Source organism: Achromobacter sp. HNDS-1 (assembly GCF_040084795.1).
In the GTDB taxonomy this organism is placed as follows: domain Bacteria; phylum Pseudomonadota; class Gammaproteobacteria; order Burkholderiales; family Burkholderiaceae_B; genus Achromobacter; species Achromobacter ruhlandii.
This window is the reverse complement of sequence record NZ_CP157584.1, coordinates 5,942,961-5,960,492: the sequence shown is the minus strand read 5'-3', so window position 1 is coordinate 5,960,492 and position 17,532 is coordinate 5,942,961. Positions and strand designations below refer to the sequence as shown.

General features: G+C 69.7%; 17 protein-coding genes. 6 read left to right on the top strand and 11 right to left on the bottom strand.

The window, feature by feature from the left end:
- Positions 1–32 precede the first annotated feature (32 nt).
- Positions 33–917, bottom strand: coding sequence for a LysR family transcriptional regulator (locus tag ABFG95_RS27515; RefSeq protein WP_049073985.1), 885 nt, complete (start codon positions 915–917; stop codon positions 33–35).
- Between the two features lie 107 nt (positions 918–1,024).
- Between ABFG95_RS27515 and ABFG95_RS27510 the strand changes: the two genes are divergently transcribed.
- A complete protein-coding gene (locus ABFG95_RS27510) occupies positions 1,025–2,149 on the top strand; it encodes a muconate/chloromuconate family cycloisomerase (protein ID WP_348995156.1) in 1,125 nt (374 codons plus the stop codon).
- An 82-nt stretch (positions 2,150–2,231) separates the two neighbouring features.
- The gene (locus ABFG95_RS27505) at positions 2,232–3,218 is read left to right on the top strand and encodes a tripartite tricarboxylate transporter substrate binding protein (protein WP_049073987.1); all 987 of its coding nucleotides are present in this window, start codon (positions 2,232–2,234) and stop codon (positions 3,216–3,218) included.
- Positions 3,219–3,430: 212 nt separating this feature from the next.
- Here the strand turns inward: ABFG95_RS27505 and ABFG95_RS27500 are convergent, their stop codons facing one another.
- Positions 3,431–4,144, bottom strand: coding sequence for a GntR family transcriptional regulator (locus ABFG95_RS27500; protein ID WP_348995155.1), 714 nt, complete (start codon positions 4,142–4,144; stop codon positions 3,431–3,433).
- Positions 4,145–4,425: 281 nt separating this feature from the next.
- Here ABFG95_RS27500 and ABFG95_RS27495 point away from each other — a divergent pair, with 281 nt between their 5' ends.
- Positions 4,426–5,328, top strand: coding sequence for a dihydrodipicolinate synthase family protein (locus tag ABFG95_RS27495; protein WP_348995154.1), 903 nt, complete (start codon positions 4,426–4,428; stop codon positions 5,326–5,328).
- A gap of 13 nt (positions 5,329–5,341) precedes the next feature.
- Positions 5,342–6,316, top strand: coding sequence for a tripartite tricarboxylate transporter substrate binding protein (locus ABFG95_RS27490; protein ID WP_348995153.1), 975 nt, complete (start codon positions 5,342–5,344; stop codon positions 6,314–6,316).
- 72 nt (positions 6,317–6,388) lie between these two features.
- Here the strand turns inward: ABFG95_RS27490 and ABFG95_RS27485 are convergent, their stop codons facing one another.
- From ABFG95_RS27485 to araD, 3 genes are all read right to left on the bottom strand, one after another.
- Positions 6,389–7,378 (bottom strand): tripartite tricarboxylate transporter substrate binding protein, encoded by a 990-nt coding sequence (locus tag ABFG95_RS27485; RefSeq protein WP_006395211.1) that lies wholly within the window; start codon positions 7,376–7,378, stop codon positions 6,389–6,391.
- Between the two features lie 64 nt (positions 7,379–7,442).
- On the bottom strand, positions 7,443–8,153 hold the full coding sequence (locus ABFG95_RS27480) for a ribonuclease activity regulator RraA (protein ID WP_049073996.1): 711 nt from the start codon (positions 8,151–8,153) through the stop codon (positions 7,443–7,445).
- Positions 8,154–8,200: 47 nt separating this feature from the next.
- Entirely contained in the window at positions 8,201–9,931 is a 1,731-nt protein-coding gene (gene araD, locus ABFG95_RS27475; RefSeq protein ID WP_049073998.1) for an L-arabinonate dehydratase, read from the bottom strand.
- A 160-nt stretch (positions 9,932–10,091) separates the two neighbouring features.
- Here araD and ABFG95_RS27470 point away from each other — a divergent pair, with 160 nt between their 5' ends.
- A complete protein-coding gene (locus ABFG95_RS27470; RefSeq protein WP_054416941.1) occupies positions 10,092–10,781 on the top strand; it encodes a GntR family transcriptional regulator in 690 nt (229 codons plus the stop codon).
- A gap of 35 nt (positions 10,782–10,816) precedes the next feature.
- On the opposite strand, the gene ABFG95_RS27465 is transcribed toward ABFG95_RS27470, so the two are convergent.
- Entirely contained in the window at positions 10,817–12,190 is a 1,374-nt protein-coding gene (locus ABFG95_RS27465) for a hypothetical protein (protein ID WP_336729307.1), read from the bottom strand.
- 149 nt (positions 12,191–12,339) lie between these two features.
- Between ABFG95_RS27465 and ABFG95_RS27460 the strand changes: the two genes are divergently transcribed.
- Positions 12,340–12,930: a surface-adhesin E family protein gene (locus tag ABFG95_RS27460; RefSeq protein WP_348995152.1), complete on the top strand. Its 591-nt coding sequence runs from the start codon at positions 12,340–12,342 to the stop codon at positions 12,928–12,930.
- On the opposite strand, the gene ABFG95_RS27455 is transcribed toward ABFG95_RS27460, so the two are convergent.
- From ABFG95_RS27455 to ABFG95_RS27435, 5 genes are read right to left on the bottom strand one after another with little or no spacing between them, the layout of a single operon-like run.
- Complete coding sequence (locus ABFG95_RS27455) at positions 12,927–13,709, bottom strand: ABC transporter permease (RefSeq protein WP_348996066.1); 783 nt, start codon at positions 13,707–13,709, stop codon at positions 12,927–12,929. The genes ABFG95_RS27460 and ABFG95_RS27455 overlap by 4 nt on opposite strands.
- Before the next feature lie 44 nt (positions 13,710–13,753).
- Positions 13,754–14,944 (bottom strand): ABC transporter substrate-binding protein, encoded by a 1,191-nt coding sequence (locus tag ABFG95_RS27450; protein ID WP_348995151.1) that lies wholly within the window; start codon positions 14,942–14,944, stop codon positions 13,754–13,756.
- Positions 14,934–15,746 (bottom strand): ABC transporter ATP-binding protein, encoded by an 813-nt coding sequence (locus ABFG95_RS27445; protein ID WP_348995150.1) that lies wholly within the window; start codon positions 15,744–15,746, stop codon positions 14,934–14,936. The genes ABFG95_RS27450 and ABFG95_RS27445 overlap by 11 nt, the downstream gene beginning before the upstream one ends.
- Complete coding sequence (locus tag ABFG95_RS27440) at positions 15,743–16,855, bottom strand: acyl-CoA dehydrogenase family protein (protein WP_054416936.1); 1,113 nt, start codon at positions 16,853–16,855, stop codon at positions 15,743–15,745. Before ABFG95_RS27440 ends, ABFG95_RS27445 begins: the two co-directional genes overlap by 4 nt.
- Complete coding sequence (locus ABFG95_RS27435; RefSeq protein WP_059270307.1) at positions 16,852–17,409, bottom strand: carboxymuconolactone decarboxylase family protein; 558 nt, start codon at positions 17,407–17,409, stop codon at positions 16,852–16,854. The genes ABFG95_RS27440 and ABFG95_RS27435 overlap by 4 nt, the downstream gene beginning before the upstream one ends.
- Between the last annotated feature and the right edge of the window lie 123 nt (positions 17,410–17,532).

Genomic DNA, 17,532 nt, shown 5'->3' with positions numbered 1-17,532 from the left:
CCGACCCGCCGCGACCGGCCCGCCTCCGCTGGTTACCCCTTCGCCAGCTGCGCCGCCAGGGCCAGCGCCTGCGCCAGGAACGGCGAGGCGTCGTCCTTGCGGTAGCTGGCGATCACCGGCGACACGAAGGCCTCGGCGTCGATGCGCACGTGAGCCACGTCGCGCCGTTGCAGGCGCTGCACCGAGGCCGGCACCACCGTCACCCCCAGGCCGGCCGCCACCAGGCCGATGGCGGTCTGCAGCTCGTTGGCCTCCTGCGCGACCTGCGGCGCGTGGCCCGCGGCGCGGAACAGATCCAGCACATGATCGGCGAAGTTGGGCCGCGGCCGGGCCGGATACAGCACGAACGGCTCCTGCGCCAGCCGGTCGACCGAGACGCTGTCGCAGCCGGCCAGCGGATGGCGCAGCGGCACGGCGGCCATCAGCGGCTCGGTCATCAGGACGCGGCGCTCGATCGCCGGATCGTCCAGCAGGATGCGGCCGATGCCCAGGTCGATGCGGCCGGCCTTGAGCGCCTCCAGCTGCGGCAGCGTGGTCATCTCCATCAAGCCGACCTCGACCTGCGCGTCGGCGCCGCGCAATTGCCGGATCAGCTCGGGCACGAAGCCGTACAGCGTCGAGGGCACGAAGCCGATGCCGAACCAGCGCCGCCGCGCCTGGCCCAGCCGGCGCGTGCCCTCCAGCACTTCATCCAGCCTTGCGGTCAGCAGGCGCGACTGCTCCAGCAGGAAGCGCCCAGCCTCGGTCAGGCGCAGGGCGCGGGTGGTGCGTTCGAACAGCGCGACGCCCAGTTCCTCTTCCATCTGGCGGATCTGGCGGCTGAGCGGCGGCTGCGCCATGTGCAGCGCTTCGGCGGCGCGGGTGAAGCTGCCCTCGCGCGCCACCGCCTGGAAATACCGCAGGTGCCTGAGTTCCATGGTTTATCCAAACCCTGAAGGTATAAATGGAGACCCATATAGTCTTGGACTTGGCGGCTTAACGCAAGCGATACTGCGCTTGCCCTGAAGAACCTGCTTTGGAAAGTATGAATCCGGTAACGATAAATTCGGTCGAGGCGATCCTGGTGGATCTGCCGACCATCCGCGCCCACCAGTTGGCCATGGCCGTGATGCAGCGCCAGACGCTGGTGATCGTGCGCCTGCGCTGCAGCGACGGCATCGAGGGCATCGGCGAGGCCACCACCATCGGCGGCCTGTCGTATGGCGAGGAAAGCCCGGAAGGCATCAAGCTGGCCATCGACACCTACCTGGCGCCGGCGCTGGTCGGGCTGGACGCGGCCAACATCCACGCCGCCATGCGGCGCCTGGAAACCGTGGCGCGCGGCAACCGCTTCGCCAAGTCGGCGCTGGAAAGCGCGCTGCTCGATGCCCAGGGCAAGCGCCTGGGCGTGTCGGTCTCGACCCTGCTGGGCGGCGCCGTGCGCGCCAGCCTGCCGGTGCTGTGGACCCTGGCCAGCGGCGACACCGCGCGCGACATCGAGGAAGCCGAATCGCTGCTCGCCAGCCGCCGCCATAACACCTTCAAGCTCAAGGTCGGCCGCCGCGCCGTGGCCGACGACGTGGCCCACGTGTCGCGCATCAAGCAGGCGCTGGGCGAGCGCGCCCGCGTCACGGTGGACGTGAACCAGGCCTGGAACGAGGCCGACGCGGCCGGCGCCATCGCGCGTCTGGAAACGGCCGGCGTCGACCTGATCGAACAACCCATCCCGCGCGCCAACCTGGCCGGCATGGCGCGGCTGGCGGCGCGCTTCGTGGTGCCCATCATGGCCGACGAAGCCCTCAACGGCCCCGAGGACGCGCTGGCCATCGCGCGCCTGGGCGCGGCCGACGTGCTGGCGCTGAAGATCGCCAAGTCGGGAGGCATCCACGAAATGCTGCGCACCGCCGCCGTCGGCGACGCCGCCGGCATGTCGCTGTACGGCGGCACCATGCTGGAAGGCTCGGTCGGCTCGATTGCCTCGGCGCATGGCTTTGCCTGCCTGCCGCGGCTGTCGTGGGGCACCGAGCTGTTCGGCCCGCTGCTGCTCAAGGACGACATCGTCGCCAACCCGCCGCGCTACGCCGATTTCGAGATGGAGATCCCCACCGGCCCGGGCCTGGGCCTGGAACTGGACGAAGACAAACTGGCTTTCTACCGCAGGGACCGCTGACGCGCCCTGCCCCACGGTTGTTCCCGCGCGCCGGCCACGCATCGGCGCGCGGAAAAATAATTCAAGCACACGGAGACACGACATGGTTTTGCGCCACGCTTTCAAACACCTCGCCCGGGCCTGCATGGGCCTGGCCCTGCTCGGCGCCGCCAGCGGCGCGATGGCCGACGGCTATCCCGACCGGCCGGTCAAGTGGATCGTGCCGTTCCCGCCGGGCGGCGCCATGGACAGCATCGCCCGCACCCTGGGCGAGTCGATGGGCAAGCAACTGAACACCTCGTTCATCGTCGAGAACCGCGCCGGCGCCGGGGGCAACATTGGCGCGGCCAGCGTGGCGCGTTCCAAACCGGACGGCTACACCATCCTGATCGTGGCCAACGGCATGGCCGTGAACCCGGCGCTGTACGCCGACCTGAACTACGACCCGATCAAGGACTTCGCGCCGATCTCGCTGCTGGCGGTGGTGCCGAACGTGCTGGTCACCAACCCCGCGCGCAACGATGTGAAGAGCGTGGACGAAGTGATATCCAAGGCCAAGGCGCAGCCCAACCACTACACCTACGCCTCGGCCGGCGTCGGCACCTCGATCCACCTGGCGGGCGAGCTGTTCGTGTCCATGGCCAAGATCGACATGCTGCACGTGCCCTACAAGGGCAGCGGCCCGGCCATCGCCGACCTGCTGGGCGGCCAGGTGGACTACATGTTCGACAGCGTGACGTCGGCCAAGCCGCACATCGAGGCCGGCAAGCTGCGCGCATTGGCGGTGACCACCGCCAAGCGCTCGGCCGCGCTGCCCAACGTGCCCACCGTGGCCGAAAGCGGCCTGCCCGGCTACGAACTGATGCCGTGGTTCGCCGCCTTCGCGCCGGCCGGCACGCCGCCCGAGGTCGTGGCCAAGCTGAACGCGGCCATGCGCCAGGCCCTGAACGAACCCAAGGTCAAGGCGACGCTGGACTCGATCGGCGCCGAACCGATCGGCGGCACGCCCGACGAACTGCGTGACTACCTGGCCAAGGAAACCGCGCAGTGGAAGGTGCTGGTGAAGGAACGCAATATCAAGATCAACTGAGTCCCGCGCGGACTCGAACCGGGCGTCGCGCACACCCGCAACTTCACGAACGTCGGCTGGAAGTCATTCCGGGCCGGCGTTTTTTTTGGCGAGGCCGGAAATCCGGCGCGTGGCGCGCTATGGCCTGGCGATCTTCGGACCTGCTGGCGCCCGCCCCTGTCATCGCGATTGCCGCCCCGCCATCGCAATCACGGGAGGCAGGCGATCGGCGCTCAGGCCGGCGCGGCCGTCGTATCCAGCAGATGATCGACAATGGTCAGGATCTGCTCGGCGGCTTCGGCGATGTGGTGTTCCAGGGCCGCCTCGGCCTCGCCGGCGCGGCCCTGGCGACAGAATGCGATCAGGGCGCTGTGCTCGTCGTGGGCCTGCTGGCGGATCGGCGCGTTGACGATCTGGAAGCGGAAATAGCGTTCGGATTTTTCATGCAGCGCGCGCACCATGGCCAGCGCCGCCGGCCGCTGCGCCGCGCGGTACAGCAGCTCGTGCAGTTGCCAATTCAAGCGGCCCCACTGCTGCGGTTCGGCGCTGTCCATCCGCGCCACGATGCGCGCCGCCTCGTCCAGTTCCTCGGGCGTGTGTTGCGAGACCGCCAGCCGCAGCAGCCAGGGTTCCAGCCGCAGGCGGATGTCGAAAAACTCCTGCACTTCGGCGCGCGACAGCATCGAGACGTAGGCGCCGCGGTGCGCGATCATGTCCACCAGGCCTTCGGCGCTGAGCTGGCGGATCGCCTCGCGCACCGGCAGCCGGCTCACCCCCAGTTCCTCGGCCAGCAGTTCCTGGCGCAGGGCGGAGCCCGGCGCGATCGCGCCGGACAGGATGCGGTCGCGCAATTCGTCGACCACCAGGTCGACGGCGGTCTTGCGCACCAGGCGGCCGGCGGCGGGCCGGGTTTGGGTGGCGCTGGCGGGAGAGGAATTCTGGGACACGTCACATCCGGTGAAGAATGCCGCCCGGCGGACGCCGGCCGGCGGCGGGCCTGCGATCGACCCGACGCCACGCCCAGGAAAACCCCGAGAGACAGCCGGTATCCACAGCCCGTTTAATGTGAGTATATTGGATCCATGATCCAGCAAAAATCGGCGCCCTTCCCAGGCGACGACTCGAGGCTTCTTGCCTCGTTTTTTTAGGTCTTTCTATTTTGGATCCAATATCCAATTAATACCCAGACGGGATGATCCCGGACGGATCACGCAACAGGAGCGGCAGCATGAGCATTCAATGGCAAGGCGTATTTCCCGCGGTCACCACCAAACTGAAGCCCGATTTCTCGCTGGACGCGGACGCCATCCGCCAGGGCCTGGAGCGCCTGATCGCCAACGGCGTGGGCGGCGTGGTGATGATGGGCATGGTGGGCGAGAACGCCCAGCTCGCGCCCGACGAAAAGCTGGAGGTGCTGCGCATCGCGGTCGAGACCGTGCGCGGCCGCGTGCCGGTGGTGTCGGGCGTGGCCGAGACCGGCACCGCGCGCGCCGCGGCCTTCGCGCGCCAGGCGGCGCAGATCGGCGTCGATGGGCTGATGGTATTCCCCGGCCTGACGTACAAGTCGGACGAGCGCGAAACGGTGGCGTTCTATCGCAGCGTGGCACAGGCCAGCCCCCTGCCGATCCTGCTGTACAACAACCCGCGCGGCTACGGCGTCGACCTGACGCCCGACCTGGTGGCGCAACTGCTGCAGGAGCCGACCATCGTCGCCATCAAGGAGGAATCCTACGACACCACTCGCGTGACCGACCTGATCACGCGCTTCGGCGACCGCCTGGCGGTGGTCTGCGGCGTCGACGACCTGGTGCTGGAAAGCGCCGCGCTGGGCGTCACCGCCTGGGTCTCGGGCATGGCCAACGCCTTGCCCAAGGCCTCGGTGGACCTGCTGCGGCTGGCGGTCGAAGGCGACTTCAAGCGCGCCCGCAAGCTGTACGCCGCGCTGACGCCGCTGTTCCACCTGGACACCGTGGTCAAGCTGGTGCAGCACATCAAGCTGGCCGAGCACCTGATCACCGGCAGCGCGGAAACCGTCAAGCCGCCGCGCCTGGACCTGGCCGGCGCCGAACGCGAACGCACCCTTGCCATCACCCGCCAGACACTGGCGGATCTTTCAGCCCTGGGCTACTGACACCGGAGCCGCCATGACCCGCACCCGCCTGCCCGCGCTGGCCTTCAGCGCCCTTTCCTTCCTGGCCTGCGTCGCGGCCGCCCCCGCCGCGATGGCGGCCGACTACCCCAGCCGCTCGATGGAGCTGGTGGTCGCCTACCAGCCCGGCGGCGGCAGTGACAACACCGCCCGCGCCATCGCCGAGGCGGTGCGGCCGCCACTGCTGGCGCAACCGACCGTGGTGATCAACAAGCCCGGCGCCAGCGGCTCGATCGGCTGGTCGTACGTGGCCAACGCCCAGCCCGACGGCTACAAGCTGGTGCTGATGACGCCGGAAATGCTGGTGGTGCCGCTCATGGGCATCGGCAAGACCACCGTCAATGACTTCCAGCCGATCGCCCGCTTCACCGACGATCCGTCGTCGGTCACGGTGCGCGCCGACGCGCCGTGGAAGACGGTGGAGGAATTCCTCGACTACGCGCGGAAGAATCCGGAACGGGTGGCGGTATCCAACGCCGGCATCGGCACCGTGCCGCACATGGCGGCCGCGGCGCTGGGCGAGCAGACCGGCGTGAAGTTCGTGCACGTGCCCTACCAGGGCTCGGCCCCGGCCATCATGGGCCTGCTGTCCGGCGACGTGCAGGCCACCACGGTGGCCTATGCCGAACTGCAGCAGCACGTGGACACCGGCAAGCTGCGCACCCTGGCCGTGATGGCGCCCAAGCGGCTCGATACCCTGCCGGATGTGCCGACCATGAAGGAACGCGGCGCCGACCTGCAGTTCAGCGTCTGGCGCGGCATCGGCCTGCCCAAGTCGGCCCCGGCCGACGCCATCGAAAAATGGCGCGCCGCCGCGCGCCAGGTGGCGCAGTCGCAGGACTTCCAGGCCCTGATGCGCAAGCAGAACCTGACGCCGTCATACGCCGACCAACCGCAATTCGCGGCCGACGTGGCGCGGCAGGAACAGGCCTTCAATACGTTGGTGCCGAAGCTGAACCTGAAACCCTGACGCGGGAATCCGGACGCGGAAAACAAAAACCCCGGCTCCAGGCCGGGGTGGGAATCAGGTCTTGACGAGCCATCACTCCACCGTCGCCCCCGACTTCTTCACCACCTCCGCCCAGCGCGGAATCTCCGTGGCCATCAGGGCGCGCAGTTCGTCGGGCGTGCTGCCGACCAGTTCCATGCCCATGGTCTTGCCGAGCTTTTCCTGCACGTCGGGTTCCTTCACGATCACGGCGATCTCGGCGGCCAGCTTGTCGAGGATGGGCTTGGGCGTGCCCTTGGGCGCATACACCGCCTGCCACGAGGCCATCTGGAAGCCGGGCACGCCGGCCTCCTGCATGGTGGGCACGTCGGGGGCCAGCGAAATGCGGTCCTTGGTGGTGACGGCCAGCAGCTTGAGCTTGCCGGTCTGCAAGAGCGGCAAGGCGGCGGTCATCTGGTCGAACATGAACGTCACCGCGCCCGAGGACACGTCGACCATGGCGGGCGGCGTGCCCTTGTACGGCACGTGCGTCAGCGGCACGCCGATCATGCTGGAGAACAATTCGCCGGCCAGGTGGGTGGAAGTGCCGGCGCCGGACGAGGCGAAGGTGCGCTTGGACGGATCCTTCTTGAGCAGCGCGATCAGGTCGGCCACCGAGTTCACGCCCAGGTTCGGATCGACCAGCAGCACGTTCGGCAGATAGGCGATCAGCGAGACCGGCTCGAAGTCCTTGACCGGGTCGTACTTCAGGTTCTTGTAGAGGCTGGCGTTGATGGCATGGGTGCTGATGGTGCCGCCGAACAGCGTGTAGCCATCGGGCGCGGCCTTGGCCACGTAGGTAGCGCCGATGCCGCCGGCCGCGCCGGGCTTGTTCTCGACGATGACGTTCTGGTGCAGCCGGTCGCCCAGCTTCTGCGCCAGCACGCGGCCGACCACATCGGTGGAGCCGCCCACGGTGAACGGCACCACGTAGGAAATCGGCTTCTGCGCCGGCCACTCGGCGGCTGCGGCCGGCAGCGCCCACGCGCCCAGCAGCGGTCCTGCCAGCAGCGCGGCCAGCGCGCTGCGACGTTGCTTGTTCATGTTTGTCTCCTGCCCTCTGTGTTTTATAGGCATGGGTCGCCGGCCGGTCGGCCGGCGCCAGGGCTCAACGGCCCTGTTCTTTGCGCCAGGCGGCGAACTTGTCCTTGGTGGCCGGGTCGGTGGGCGGATACAGGCCCAGGATCGACGCGCCGGCCTGCACCTGGCTGGTGACGAAGTCCTCGAACGCGGTCATCTCCACCGCTTCGTCCGCGATCTCGTCGGCCAGGTGCGCGGGGATCACCACCACGCCCTCGCGGTCGCCCACCACGATGTCGCCGGGAAACACGGCCACGTCGCCGCAGCCGATGGGCGCGTTGATGTCCAGCGCCTGGTGCAGCGTCAGGTTGGTCGGCGCGGACGGCCGGTTGTGGTACGCGGGATAGCCGAGCTCGGCGATCTCGGGCGAGTCGCGAAAACCGCCGTCGGTGACCACGCCGGCCACGCCGCGCTTCATCAGGCGGGTCACCAGGATCGAACCGGCCGAGGCGGCGCGCGGGTCCTTGCGGCTGTCCATCACCAGCACCGCGCCGGGCGGGCAGGTCTCGACCGCGGCGCGCTGCGGATGAGCGCGGTCCTCGAACACCTTGATGGTGTTCAGGTCCTCGCGCGCCGGGATGTAGCGCAGCGTGAAGGCCGGGCCGACCATGTTGGGCAGCGTCGCGTTCAGCGGCCGCACGTCCTGGATGAACTGGTTGCGCAGGCCGCGCTTGAACAAGGCGGTGCACAGCGTAGCGGTGCTGATGCCGGCCAGCTTGGCGCGGGTGGCGGGATTCATGTCTGACACGGAAAACTCCAGGGAAATCGATTCAGGGGATGGCGGGTTCAGAAGATTTCCGGTTCCGGCACGGGCGCGCCGAAGCTGGTTTCGAGGAAGTCGAAGTCGCAGCCCTCGTCGGCCTGCAGGATGTGTTGCGAGTACATCCAGCCGTAGCCGCGCTCGTAGCGCTTGGGCGGCGGCGTCCAGGCGGCGCGGCGCGCGGCCAGTTCCTCGTCGCTGACGTTCAGGTGGATGCGGCGGGCCGGCACGTCGACGGTGATCAGGTCGCCGGTCTTGACCAGCGCCAGCGGGCCGCCGATGTAGGCCTCGGGCGCGGCGTGCAGGATGCAGGCGCCATAGCTGGTGCCGCTCATGCGGGCGTCGGACAGGCGCAGCATGTCGCGCACGCCCTGCTTGACCAGCTTGGTGGGGATCGGCAGCATGCCCCATTCCGGCATGCCGGGGCCGCCCTGCGGGCCGGCGTTGCGCAGGATCATGATGTGGTCGGCGGTGACGTCCAGGTTCTCGTCGTCGACCGCGGCCTTCATGCTGGGATAGTCGTCGAACACCAGCGCCGGGCCGGTGTGTTGCAGGTATTGCGGCGCGCAGGCGCTGGGCTTGATGACGCAGCCGTCCGGCGCGATGTTGCCGCGCAGGACCGCCAGCGCGCCCTCATCGTAGATGGCGGTGTCGAGCTTGCGGATGACATCGTCGTTGTAGACCTCGGCGCCGGCGATGTTCTCGCCCAGCGTCTTGCCGGTGACGGTCATGGCCGACAGGTCCAGGTGGCCTTCCAGGCGCGACATCAGCGCCGGCAGGCCGCCGGCATAGAAGAAGTCTTCCATCAGATACTTGTCGCCGCTGGGCCGGATGTTGGCGATGACCGGCACCTTGCGGCTGGCGGCGTCGAAGTCGTCCAGGCCCACCGGATGGCCGGCGCGGCGCGACATGGCCACCAGGTGGATGATGGCGTTGGTGGAGCAGCCCATGGCCATGGCCACGTTGATGGCGTTCTTGAACGAGGCCAGCGTCAGGATGCGCTGCGGCGTCAGGTCGTCCCACACCATCTCGACCACGCGGCGGCCGCATTCGGCGGACATGCGCATGTGGTTGACGTCGGCCGCCGGGATCGACGAGGCGCCCGGCAGGGTCATGCCGATGGCCTCGGCGATGGCGGTCATGGTGCTGGCCGTGCCCATGGTCATGCAGGTGCCGTAGCTGCGGGCGATGCCGCCTTCGACCTCGGTCCATTGTTCCTGCGTGATCTTGCCGGCGCGGCGCTCGTCCCACAGCTTCCAGGCATCCGAGCCGGAACCGAGGATCTTGCCCTTCCAGTTGCCGCGCAGCATCGGGCCGGCGGGCACGTAGACACAGGGCAGCCCGGCGCTGATGGCGCCCATCAAGAGGCCCGGCGTGGTCTTGTCGCAACCGCCCAGCAGCACCGCACCGTCCACCGGGTGGCTGCGCAACAGTTCCTCGGCCTCCATCGCCAGCATGTTCCGGTACAGCATGGTGGTGGGCTTGACGAACGATTCCGACACCGAGATCGCCGGCAGCTCCACCGGAAAGCCGCCGGCCTGGAACACGCCGCGCTTGACGTCCTCGACGCGCTGCTTGAAGTGGCTGTGGCAGGGGTTCAGGTCGGACCAGGTGTTGATGATGGCGATGATCGGGCGACCGGCCCAGTCGTCGGGGCCGTAGCCCATCTGCATCATGCGGGAACGATGGCCGAACGAGCGCAGGTCGTCCTTGGCCATCCAGGCGGCGCTGCGCAGGCTTTCGTAGGTGCGTTTCATAGGCGGGTGCGGGTCCTGGGGTGCGAGGAAATGAAGGAGACAAAATCGTTGACGAGGCCATTTAAACACTAATACATTAGTGCGTCAGCTAGGTGAAAACCCGCTACACTCCGGTTCCACCACTGCCCGTCCACGATCGACCTTTACCGAATTTCGCCCGATGCCTAGCCACAAGCTCAGACTGGACCGCTCGCGGCATGCCGCGCCGCAGGTCTTCGAACATCTGCGCGAACAGATCATTTCCCTGGAGCTGGCGCCGGGCGCGCCGCTGTCGCGCGTGATGCTGGCCGAGGCCTACGGCCTGAGCCAGACGCCGATCCGCGACGCCCTCATGAAACTGGCCGAGGAAGCCTTGGTCGAGATCTATCCGCAGCACACCACCGTGGTCAGCCGCATCGACATCGCCGCGGCGCGCCAGGCGCACTTCCTGCGGCGGTCGATCGAACTCGAAATCGTGCATCTGCTGGCGCAGAAGCCCGATCCCCTGCTGATTCAGCAGCTACAGGCCAGCATCGAGCGCCAGCGCGCCTGCCACGCCGCCGGCCAGTACCCGCAATTCATGGAAGCCGACCAGGCCTTCCACCGCGACATGCACATGGCCGCCGGCGTTACCGCGTTGTGGGACATGGAGCAGCGCTACAGTGGCCACGTCGACCGCCTGCGCCGCCTGCACCTGCCGGAAGCCGGCAAGGCCGAACGCATCATGGACGACCACCAGCGCGTGCTGGACGCCATCGCCGCGGGCGACGCGCCGCGCGCGCAGCAGGCGCTGCGCGAGCACCTGTCGGGCACGCTCAGCCAGGTGGCCGAGATCTGCAAGCGCTATCCGGACTACGTGCTGGCCGATTGAAGCGGATGGCCGGCGCGTGGAGTCACCGCGCCGCCTTACTCCAGCGCATAGCGCACGATCAGCGTGCGGCCGTCCCGAACGGCATGCACCAGCACGCCCTCGCCGGCCGCGTCCAGGCCGAGCAGGCCGCGTTCCTGGTCGGGCGAGAGCTGGAACGGCCGCCAGTTGCGACCCTGGTCGCGGGTGTAGAAGTACGTGCGGGTGTAATCGCCGAATGAGAAAAGATGATCCGCGTAGGTCTGGACCACCCAGCCCTGGCGGCCGAACCAGGCCTGGCCGATCCACGTGGGCCGGCCCCGCACGTCTGGCGTGGCGGCCAGTTCGTGCCAGTTGCCCTGGTCCGGCTCCAGGCGGAAGATGCGGTTGCCGTGCGTGGCGTACACCGGCTGGCCCAGCACCGGCCACGATAGCGGGTCCTGCGCCGGCACCGGGGCCACGTCGGGGGTGATGCGGAACGCCGGCGGCGCGCCGTCCTGCAACCGCACCTCGAAGCGCCGGGTCTCGATGCGCCGCGCGCCGCCACCGGGCGCGACGCGGTCGCGCCAGCTCCAGCCGACCGCGCGATCGGCCGCCACCGGATACAGCGACCAGCCGTAGGCCAGTCGTTCGCCGGCGCCGGCCCTGTCCGCGTGTTCGGAAAAGGCCTTGCCATAGCTGTCGCTGTCGGGCCAGACCTGCTCGCGCAGCCGCAGCGTCGACCAGCGCCGGGCGCCGTCTTCGCTCACCAGCAAACGTTCGCCATCGGCGCCGTCCGCCAGCGCCAGGGCGCGCGCGTCGCTCAGGAACATGGTGTGGCGCTGCGGCGCGCCCAGCGCCACCTCGGGGTCCCGGCGCCAGCTGGCGCCCTGGTCGTCGGAACGCAAGACCTCCCGGGCCGGCGGCTGCTCGCCCTCGGCCGGCCGGCGCAAGGTGCCGGTGACCAGGTACAGGGCCTGGCCAGGCGTGCCGATCAGCGTCACGCCAGCATCGCCGCCGATGGAACCCAGCAGCGCGTAGCGGCCGTTGTCGCGGCCGCCATAGATCAGGTTGCGGACCTCGCGCGCGGCCGCCCCGCTGCGCAGCAGCGCTTGCGCCCGGCCGCTGGCCGGCGCGCCCTCTGGCGTCGGCGCCCCCGGCGCGGGCGGACGGTCGCCGCCGGCCGCGGCCGGCACCAGCGCATCCAGCACCGGCGCCCGACCCAGCCCGGCCAGCTCGCGGTCACCCGAGATCAACTGTCCGGTCAGGTACTGGTGATCGCCATAGCGGTACAGGCGCGTGCGGGAATAGCCGGCCAGCGGCGGGCCGTCGAGTTCGCCGATGACCTCGCTGCGCGTCAATGGCTGGCCTTCGGGCACCAGTTGGTGCAGGCCGTAGGCCAGCAGGCCGGTCGCGGCAATCGCGGCCACGCCGGCGAACCCCCTGATATTCATCGTGCTCGTTTCTCCTGGAACCGGACTGCCGCGGCGTGTGGCGACGTTGGCGTCCGGACGGACGAGACTATACCCGCGCGCCGGCCATGACCGGATCTTTCTCTATACTGGGGCCACACTGACACGGAAGCCGCTCGGGAAACGCCCTCATGACAGCAAGGCACGCGCTACACACCCTGATCCTGGCCATGCTGGCGGGATCGGCCTGGGCCCAGCCGGCCGTCACGGCGGCCGGCGGCTGCGCGCCGCTGACGGAGCGCGACGGCAACGCGCGGCCGTGCGACGTCGGCGGCCCGCCACACCAGGCCGAAGACGCCGCGCCCGCGTCCGCCAACGGCTCGGACTGGCAGCCGCTGGCGCCGCAGAGCATGCCGGGCGTGTTCTACGACGGCGCCTCGATCACGCAATTGTCCGAACGGCCGGTGGTGATGCTGGCGACGGTGGCCTGGTTCTATGCGCAACCCCGGGTTTCGGAGACTAACGGCCAGCCCTACGGCTCGGTGACGCAGGCCGTGATCATGAATTGCAGCAACAATACCTACACCGTCACCGAGACCCAGCATTTTGCCGGTCCCAATGCCACCGGCAGCCTGGTGGAATCGCTGCCCGTGGCCGGCATGACGAACGCGCCGGTGGTGCGCGATCCCGTGCAGCGCTCGCTGCGCACCGTGATCTGCCCGGCCGACGGCCGCCGCGCCCGGCCCCAGGGCACGTCGGCGAGCCGGGATGCCCCCCCCTAGCCGCGCCAATAGCGGTAGAGCGCCCGCGCCGCGGCGTCCAGCGCGAAGCCGAGCGCGCCGATCAGCAAGACCATGGCCATCAGCTCCGAATAGGCCAGCCGGTCGCGCGTATCCAGGATGAAGTAGCCCATCCCCGCCGACACGCCCAGCATTTCACAGGGCACCAGCACGATCCACAGGATGCCGATGGCCAGCCGCACCCCGGTCAGGATATGGCCCAGCACCCCCGGCAGGATCACATGGCGCAGCGTCTCCCAGCGGGTCGCGGCCATGCTCTGCGCCAGTTGCAGCCAGCGCGCGTCCAGTTGCTGCACGCCGGCGGCGGTGTTCAGCACGATGGGCCAGACCGCGGCAAACGCCAGCAGGAAATACACCGGGTCGTCGCCCACGCCGAACACCATCACCGCGATCGGCATCCATGACAGCGGCGAGATCATGCGCAGGAACTGCATGGCCGGCGACAACGCCGCCTCCAGGCGCCGGTAGCTGCCGATGGCCAGGCCCAGCGGCACGCCGATGGCCAGCGCCAGCCCCAGTCCCACGGCCACGCGGCGCAGGCTGACCAGCACGTGCAGCGGCAGGTCGGAGCCGGTCAGCAACTGCCACAGGCTCGCGAACGTGGCGCCAGGCGCAAAGCGCCGCGCCATGCCGCCGGCCGGCGCCAGCACCTCGGTGCCCACCCACCACAGCCCCAACAGCGCCGCCAGGCCGCCCAGGCCCAGCACGGCGCGCGCGGCCGCGCCGTCGCGCCGCGCGCGTGGCGGGGACGGCGCGGCCACGCTGGCGGGCTGGCGGGCGCCCGCGGCAAGCGACTCGCGCGCCGTCACGCCCGCACCATCTCGGCCCGGTTGTACGAATCGGGAAAGCCGAAGCGCCCCAACCCGCCGGCGGCCTCGATGGCGCGCTTGACGTAGCGGTCGTCGACCAGTTCGGCGGCCGCGCGCGCCGGGTCCAGGTTGGCCAGGAAGCCGCGGTCGGCCTCGATCAGCGTATCGCGCAGGCGCCGCACCAGTTCCTCGGTGTAGCTGGGGAACGGATACGGCTGGAAGTCGATGCGGCGTTCATCCCAGTCGGCATGGCGGATCGCGCCGCTGGCCAGGTATTGCTCGCGGTCGGACGGCGGCGGCGCCAGCACCTTGCTCAAGGCTGGCAGGCCGTGCGGGGTATAGCGGTTGATGCCTTCCTTGGACAGCAGCCTGGCGGTCTCTTCGCGGTTATCGCGGATCCACAGCTGCGCCTGGACGATGGCGTCGACCACCTTCTGCGACCACTCGGGCCGCTGCTGCAGGTCGCGCTCGTGCATGAACACCACGCAGCAGGCGTGGTTGCGCCAGATGTCGCCGGTAAAGCGCAGCACCTTGCCCACGCCCAGCGTTTCGGCCACGGCGTTGAAAGGCTCGGCCACGATGTAGCCGGCAATGCGGTTCTGCGCCAGCGCCGGCGGCATGTCGGCCGGCGCCATCACCACCAGGTTGACCTCGTTGGCGGCCGGCGCGCCGTCCTTGCGCGACACCGGCGCCAGGCCGTTTTCGCGCAGCAGGTACTGCAGCATCACGTTGTGGATCGAATACCAGAACGGGATCGCCACGGTCTTGCCGCCCAGTTCCTTGACGTCGTTGATGGCCGGCGCCACCGTCAGGCCCGAGCCGCCCACGTGGTTCCAGGCCACCACCTTGGCGGGCACCTGGCTGCCGAAGCGCGCCCACACCGTCATGGGCGACAGCAGGTGCACCACGTTGACCTGTCCTGAAATGAATGCCTCGATCACCTGGGCCCAACTGCGCAGCAGCGTCGGCTTCTCGGCCTTGACGCCGGCCTTGTCGAACAAGCCGTTGTTGTGCGCCACCAGCAATGGCGCCGCGTCGGTGATCGGCAGATAGCCGATGCGCACCGGCGCGTCCGGCTCGCTCTGCGCCCGCGCGTTGAAGGCCGACAGCAGCGGCGCGGCGCCGCCCACCGTCAGCAGGGCCGACAGTTTCAACCAGTCGCGACGCGACATGTGTTCAAGGCACATCGATAGACTCCTTGGCCGCTTGGCCGCGAGCGACCCGCAGCGCATCGCGCAGGCGGGTCAGGATTTCCAGGCGCAACGCGCCCATTTCTGGCAACAGGTCGGCGCGCGGCTGCGGCAGGTCCACCGCCCACACGCCCAGGATGCCGCCGGGCGCGCCGCCCAGCAGCACGATGCGGTCGGCCAGCAGCAGCGCTTCGTCGATATCGTGGGTGATGAGGACGGCGGCGGCATGGAAGTCGGCCACCACCTTGCGCAGCAGCGCCTGCATCTCGCCGCGCGTGACTTCATCGAGCGCGCCGAACGGCTCGTCCAGCAGCAGCACCGCCGGCTGCCGCGCCAGGCAACGCGCCAGCGCGGTGCGCTGCGCCATCCCGCCGGACAGCTGCGCCGGCCGCAGGTGCCGCGCGTGCGACAGGCCGACTTCGTCGATCGCCTGGTCGATGCGCAGGCGTCGCTCGGCCGCGTCCAGCGCGGGCTGGTGCGCGAAGTCCAGGCCGAACGCGACATTGCGTTCCAGCGACAACCACGGCAGCAGGCTCGGATCCTGGAATGCCACCGCCACGCGCGGATGCACGCCGGTCAACGGCGCGCCTTCCATCAGCAGCGTGCCGGCGCTGGCCGGCTGCAACCCCGCCAGCACCCGCAGCAGGCTGGACTTGCCGGCGCCGCTGGCGCCCAGCACCGCCACCACCTCGCCGCGGTCCAGCGCCAGGTCAACGTCCCGGAACACCTCTTGCGGCGCGCCGGCGTAGCGCAGCGCCAGGCCACGGGCCTGCAACACGGGGCGCTGCGGCGCGCTCATGCGGCGCCCTCGGCGGCCAGCCGCGCGCGGCGCCTGGCCAGCTCGGTCTTGAGCTGCACCAGGCTGGGGGTGACGATGGGCAGGAAGGCCGCCTCGCGCCAGCGGCGCGCAAAGCCGTCGCCGGCCGGCTTCAGGTAGGCCGCGCCGCCGCTGGCCTGCAATTCCAGCTGCACCGCCTGGCTGGCGATCTCGGCCAGCGCGATGCGGCTTTCGAACAGTAGCCAGGGTTCGGCCACGAAACGTTCGCTGCGCACGCCGTCGACCAGGCGCGCGGTCGCCTCGTCGAGCTGGCGCGCCAGCGCCTGCAAGGGTTCGCCGAGGATGCCGCGCGACGCCTGGCCCTGACCCGCCTCGCCGGCGGCGCGCAAGGCGCGCCGCGCCAGGCCGATGGACAGGCCGCATTGCAGCCCGGCAAAGGCCGGCCGCGCCCGCGGCAGGTACTGGCGCGCATCGGGATGGATCAGCCATTGCGGATCGATGCGCACGCCGCGCACCTCCAGCGCCGCGGTGTTGCTGGACTGCAGCGCCAACAGATCCAGGTCGGCGCTGCGCGTCAGGCCCGCGATGTCATGCGGCAAGGCCACCACGGCCGGCGTGCCGTCGGGGGCCGAGACGGCCGCCGCCACCAGGAAGCCCTGCTTGCGCAGGTTGGTGACCCACGGCATGCGGCCATCCAGCACCCAGTGCGCGCCTTCCTGGCGCGCCTCGATCTGCAGCGACTCGATGCCGCTGAGGAACTTCATGGCGTTCGACAGCGCGGTGGCGCCGGCCACCTCGCCCGCCAGCAAGGGCGCCAGCCAGGCCTGCGACAAGGCGGCATTGGGGCTGCGCAGCAGGTACTCGATGAAAACCCGCTGGCCCCAGGCCACGAAGGCCGCGGCCACGGAATGCTCGGCCACCTGCGACACGGCCTCGATGGCGTCGCCGATGTCGGTGCCCGGCGCGCCGCCCTGCGCGGCTGGCACGCCCAGGCGGAATACACCCGCCGCGGCCAATTGCGGCAGGACCTCGGCGGCGTCGTGGCTGCCATCATCCAGCGCGCCGGCGTGGGTGTCGAGCCAGGCGGTCAGTCCGGGCGACAGTCGCGGATCCGGCTGCCGCGCCGTCATTGCGCGCCGCTCCAGGCGTAGGCGCCGAGCTGTTCGTTCAGCGGCGTCTGCGCCAGGTTGTTGCCGAAATTGCAGATCGTCGCCAGTCCCACGCCGACGATCACTTCCAGCGCGTTGCCGTCGCTGTAGCCGGCCGCGCGCAGCGCCTGCAGTTCGGCGTCGCTGACGCGGCCACGGGTGCGGATCACGGCTTCGGTGAAGGCGGCCAGCGCCTGCAGGCGTTCGTCCGGCAGCGTGCCCTGGGCGCGCAGCGCGTCGACCACCTCGGGCGACAGCTTGGCCTTGTTGCGCGCCAGCGCCGTGTGGCCGGCGACGCAGAAGGTGCAGCCATGGCGGGTGCCGGCCACCAGTTGGACCACCTCGCGCTCCTGCAGCGTCAGCCCGGCGCGGGCGTTGATCTGCGACAGCGTCTGGTAGGCCTCCAGCGCCACCGGCGCATTGGCCAGCACGCCTAGCAGGTTGGACAGGTAGCCGGCGCCTTGCTCGGCGGCGGCCAGGGCGGCGCGGGTGGGTTCGGGCGCGCTCTGCGCGGTATGGACGGGCAAACGGGCCATGAAGGTCTCCGGAATGGGATCAACGAAAACTCGATTGTGCGGGCGCCCCGCCCCGCGCGACAATGCACGCGGATCGCAAGCTGATGCTCGATCTTATCGACTTTCAGCTATGCGCTTATAACC

Bases quoted from the DNA above. Each gene is read 5' to 3' on its own strand.
- ABFG95_RS27465 (WP_336729307.1), bottom strand. From the start codon at position 12,190: ATGAATATCAGGGGGTTCGCCGGCGTGGCCGCGATTGCCGCGACCGGC.
- ABFG95_RS27510 (WP_348995156.1), top strand. From the start codon at position 1,025: ATGAATCCGGTAACGATAAATTCGGTCGAGGCGATCCTGGTGGATCTG.
- ABFG95_RS27515 (WP_049073985.1), bottom strand. From the start codon at position 917: ATGGAACTCAGGCACCTGCGGTATTTCCAGGCGGTGGCGCGCGAGGGC.
- ABFG95_RS27460 (WP_348995152.1), top strand. From the start codon at position 12,340: ATGACAGCAAGGCACGCGCTACACACCCTGATCCTGGCCATGCTGGCG.
- ABFG95_RS27480 (WP_049073996.1), bottom strand. From the start codon at position 8,153: ATGAATCCCGCCACCCGCGCCAAGCTGGCCGGCATCAGCACCGCTACG.
- ABFG95_RS27490 (WP_348995153.1), top strand. From the start codon at position 5,342: ATGACCCGCACCCGCCTGCCCGCGCTGGCCTTCAGCGCCCTTTCCTTC.
- araD (WP_049073998.1), bottom strand. From the start codon at position 9,931: ATGAAACGCACCTACGAAAGCCTGCGCAGCGCCGCCTGGATGGCCAAG.
- ABFG95_RS27450 (WP_348995151.1), bottom strand. From the start codon at position 14,944: ATGTGCCTTGAACACATGTCGCGTCGCGACTGGTTGAAACTGTCGGCC.
- ABFG95_RS27435 (WP_059270307.1), bottom strand. From the start codon at position 17,409: ATGGCCCGTTTGCCCGTCCATACCGCGCAGAGCGCGCCCGAACCCACC.
- ABFG95_RS27495 (WP_348995154.1), top strand. From the start codon at position 4,426: ATGAGCATTCAATGGCAAGGCGTATTTCCCGCGGTCACCACCAAACTG.
- ABFG95_RS27505 (WP_049073987.1), top strand. From the start codon at position 2,232: ATGGTTTTGCGCCACGCTTTCAAACACCTCGCCCGGGCCTGCATGGGC.
- ABFG95_RS27440 (WP_054416936.1), bottom strand. From the start codon at position 16,855: ATGACGGCGCGGCAGCCGGATCCGCGACTGTCGCCCGGACTGACCGCC.
- ABFG95_RS27485 (WP_006395211.1), bottom strand. From the start codon at position 7,378: ATGAACAAGCAACGTCGCAGCGCGCTGGCCGCGCTGCTGGCAGGACCG.
- ABFG95_RS27445 (WP_348995150.1), bottom strand. From the start codon at position 15,746: ATGAGCGCGCCGCAGCGCCCCGTGTTGCAGGCCCGTGGCCTGGCGCTG.
- ABFG95_RS27470 (WP_054416941.1), top strand. From the start codon at position 10,092: ATGCCTAGCCACAAGCTCAGACTGGACCGCTCGCGGCATGCCGCGCCG.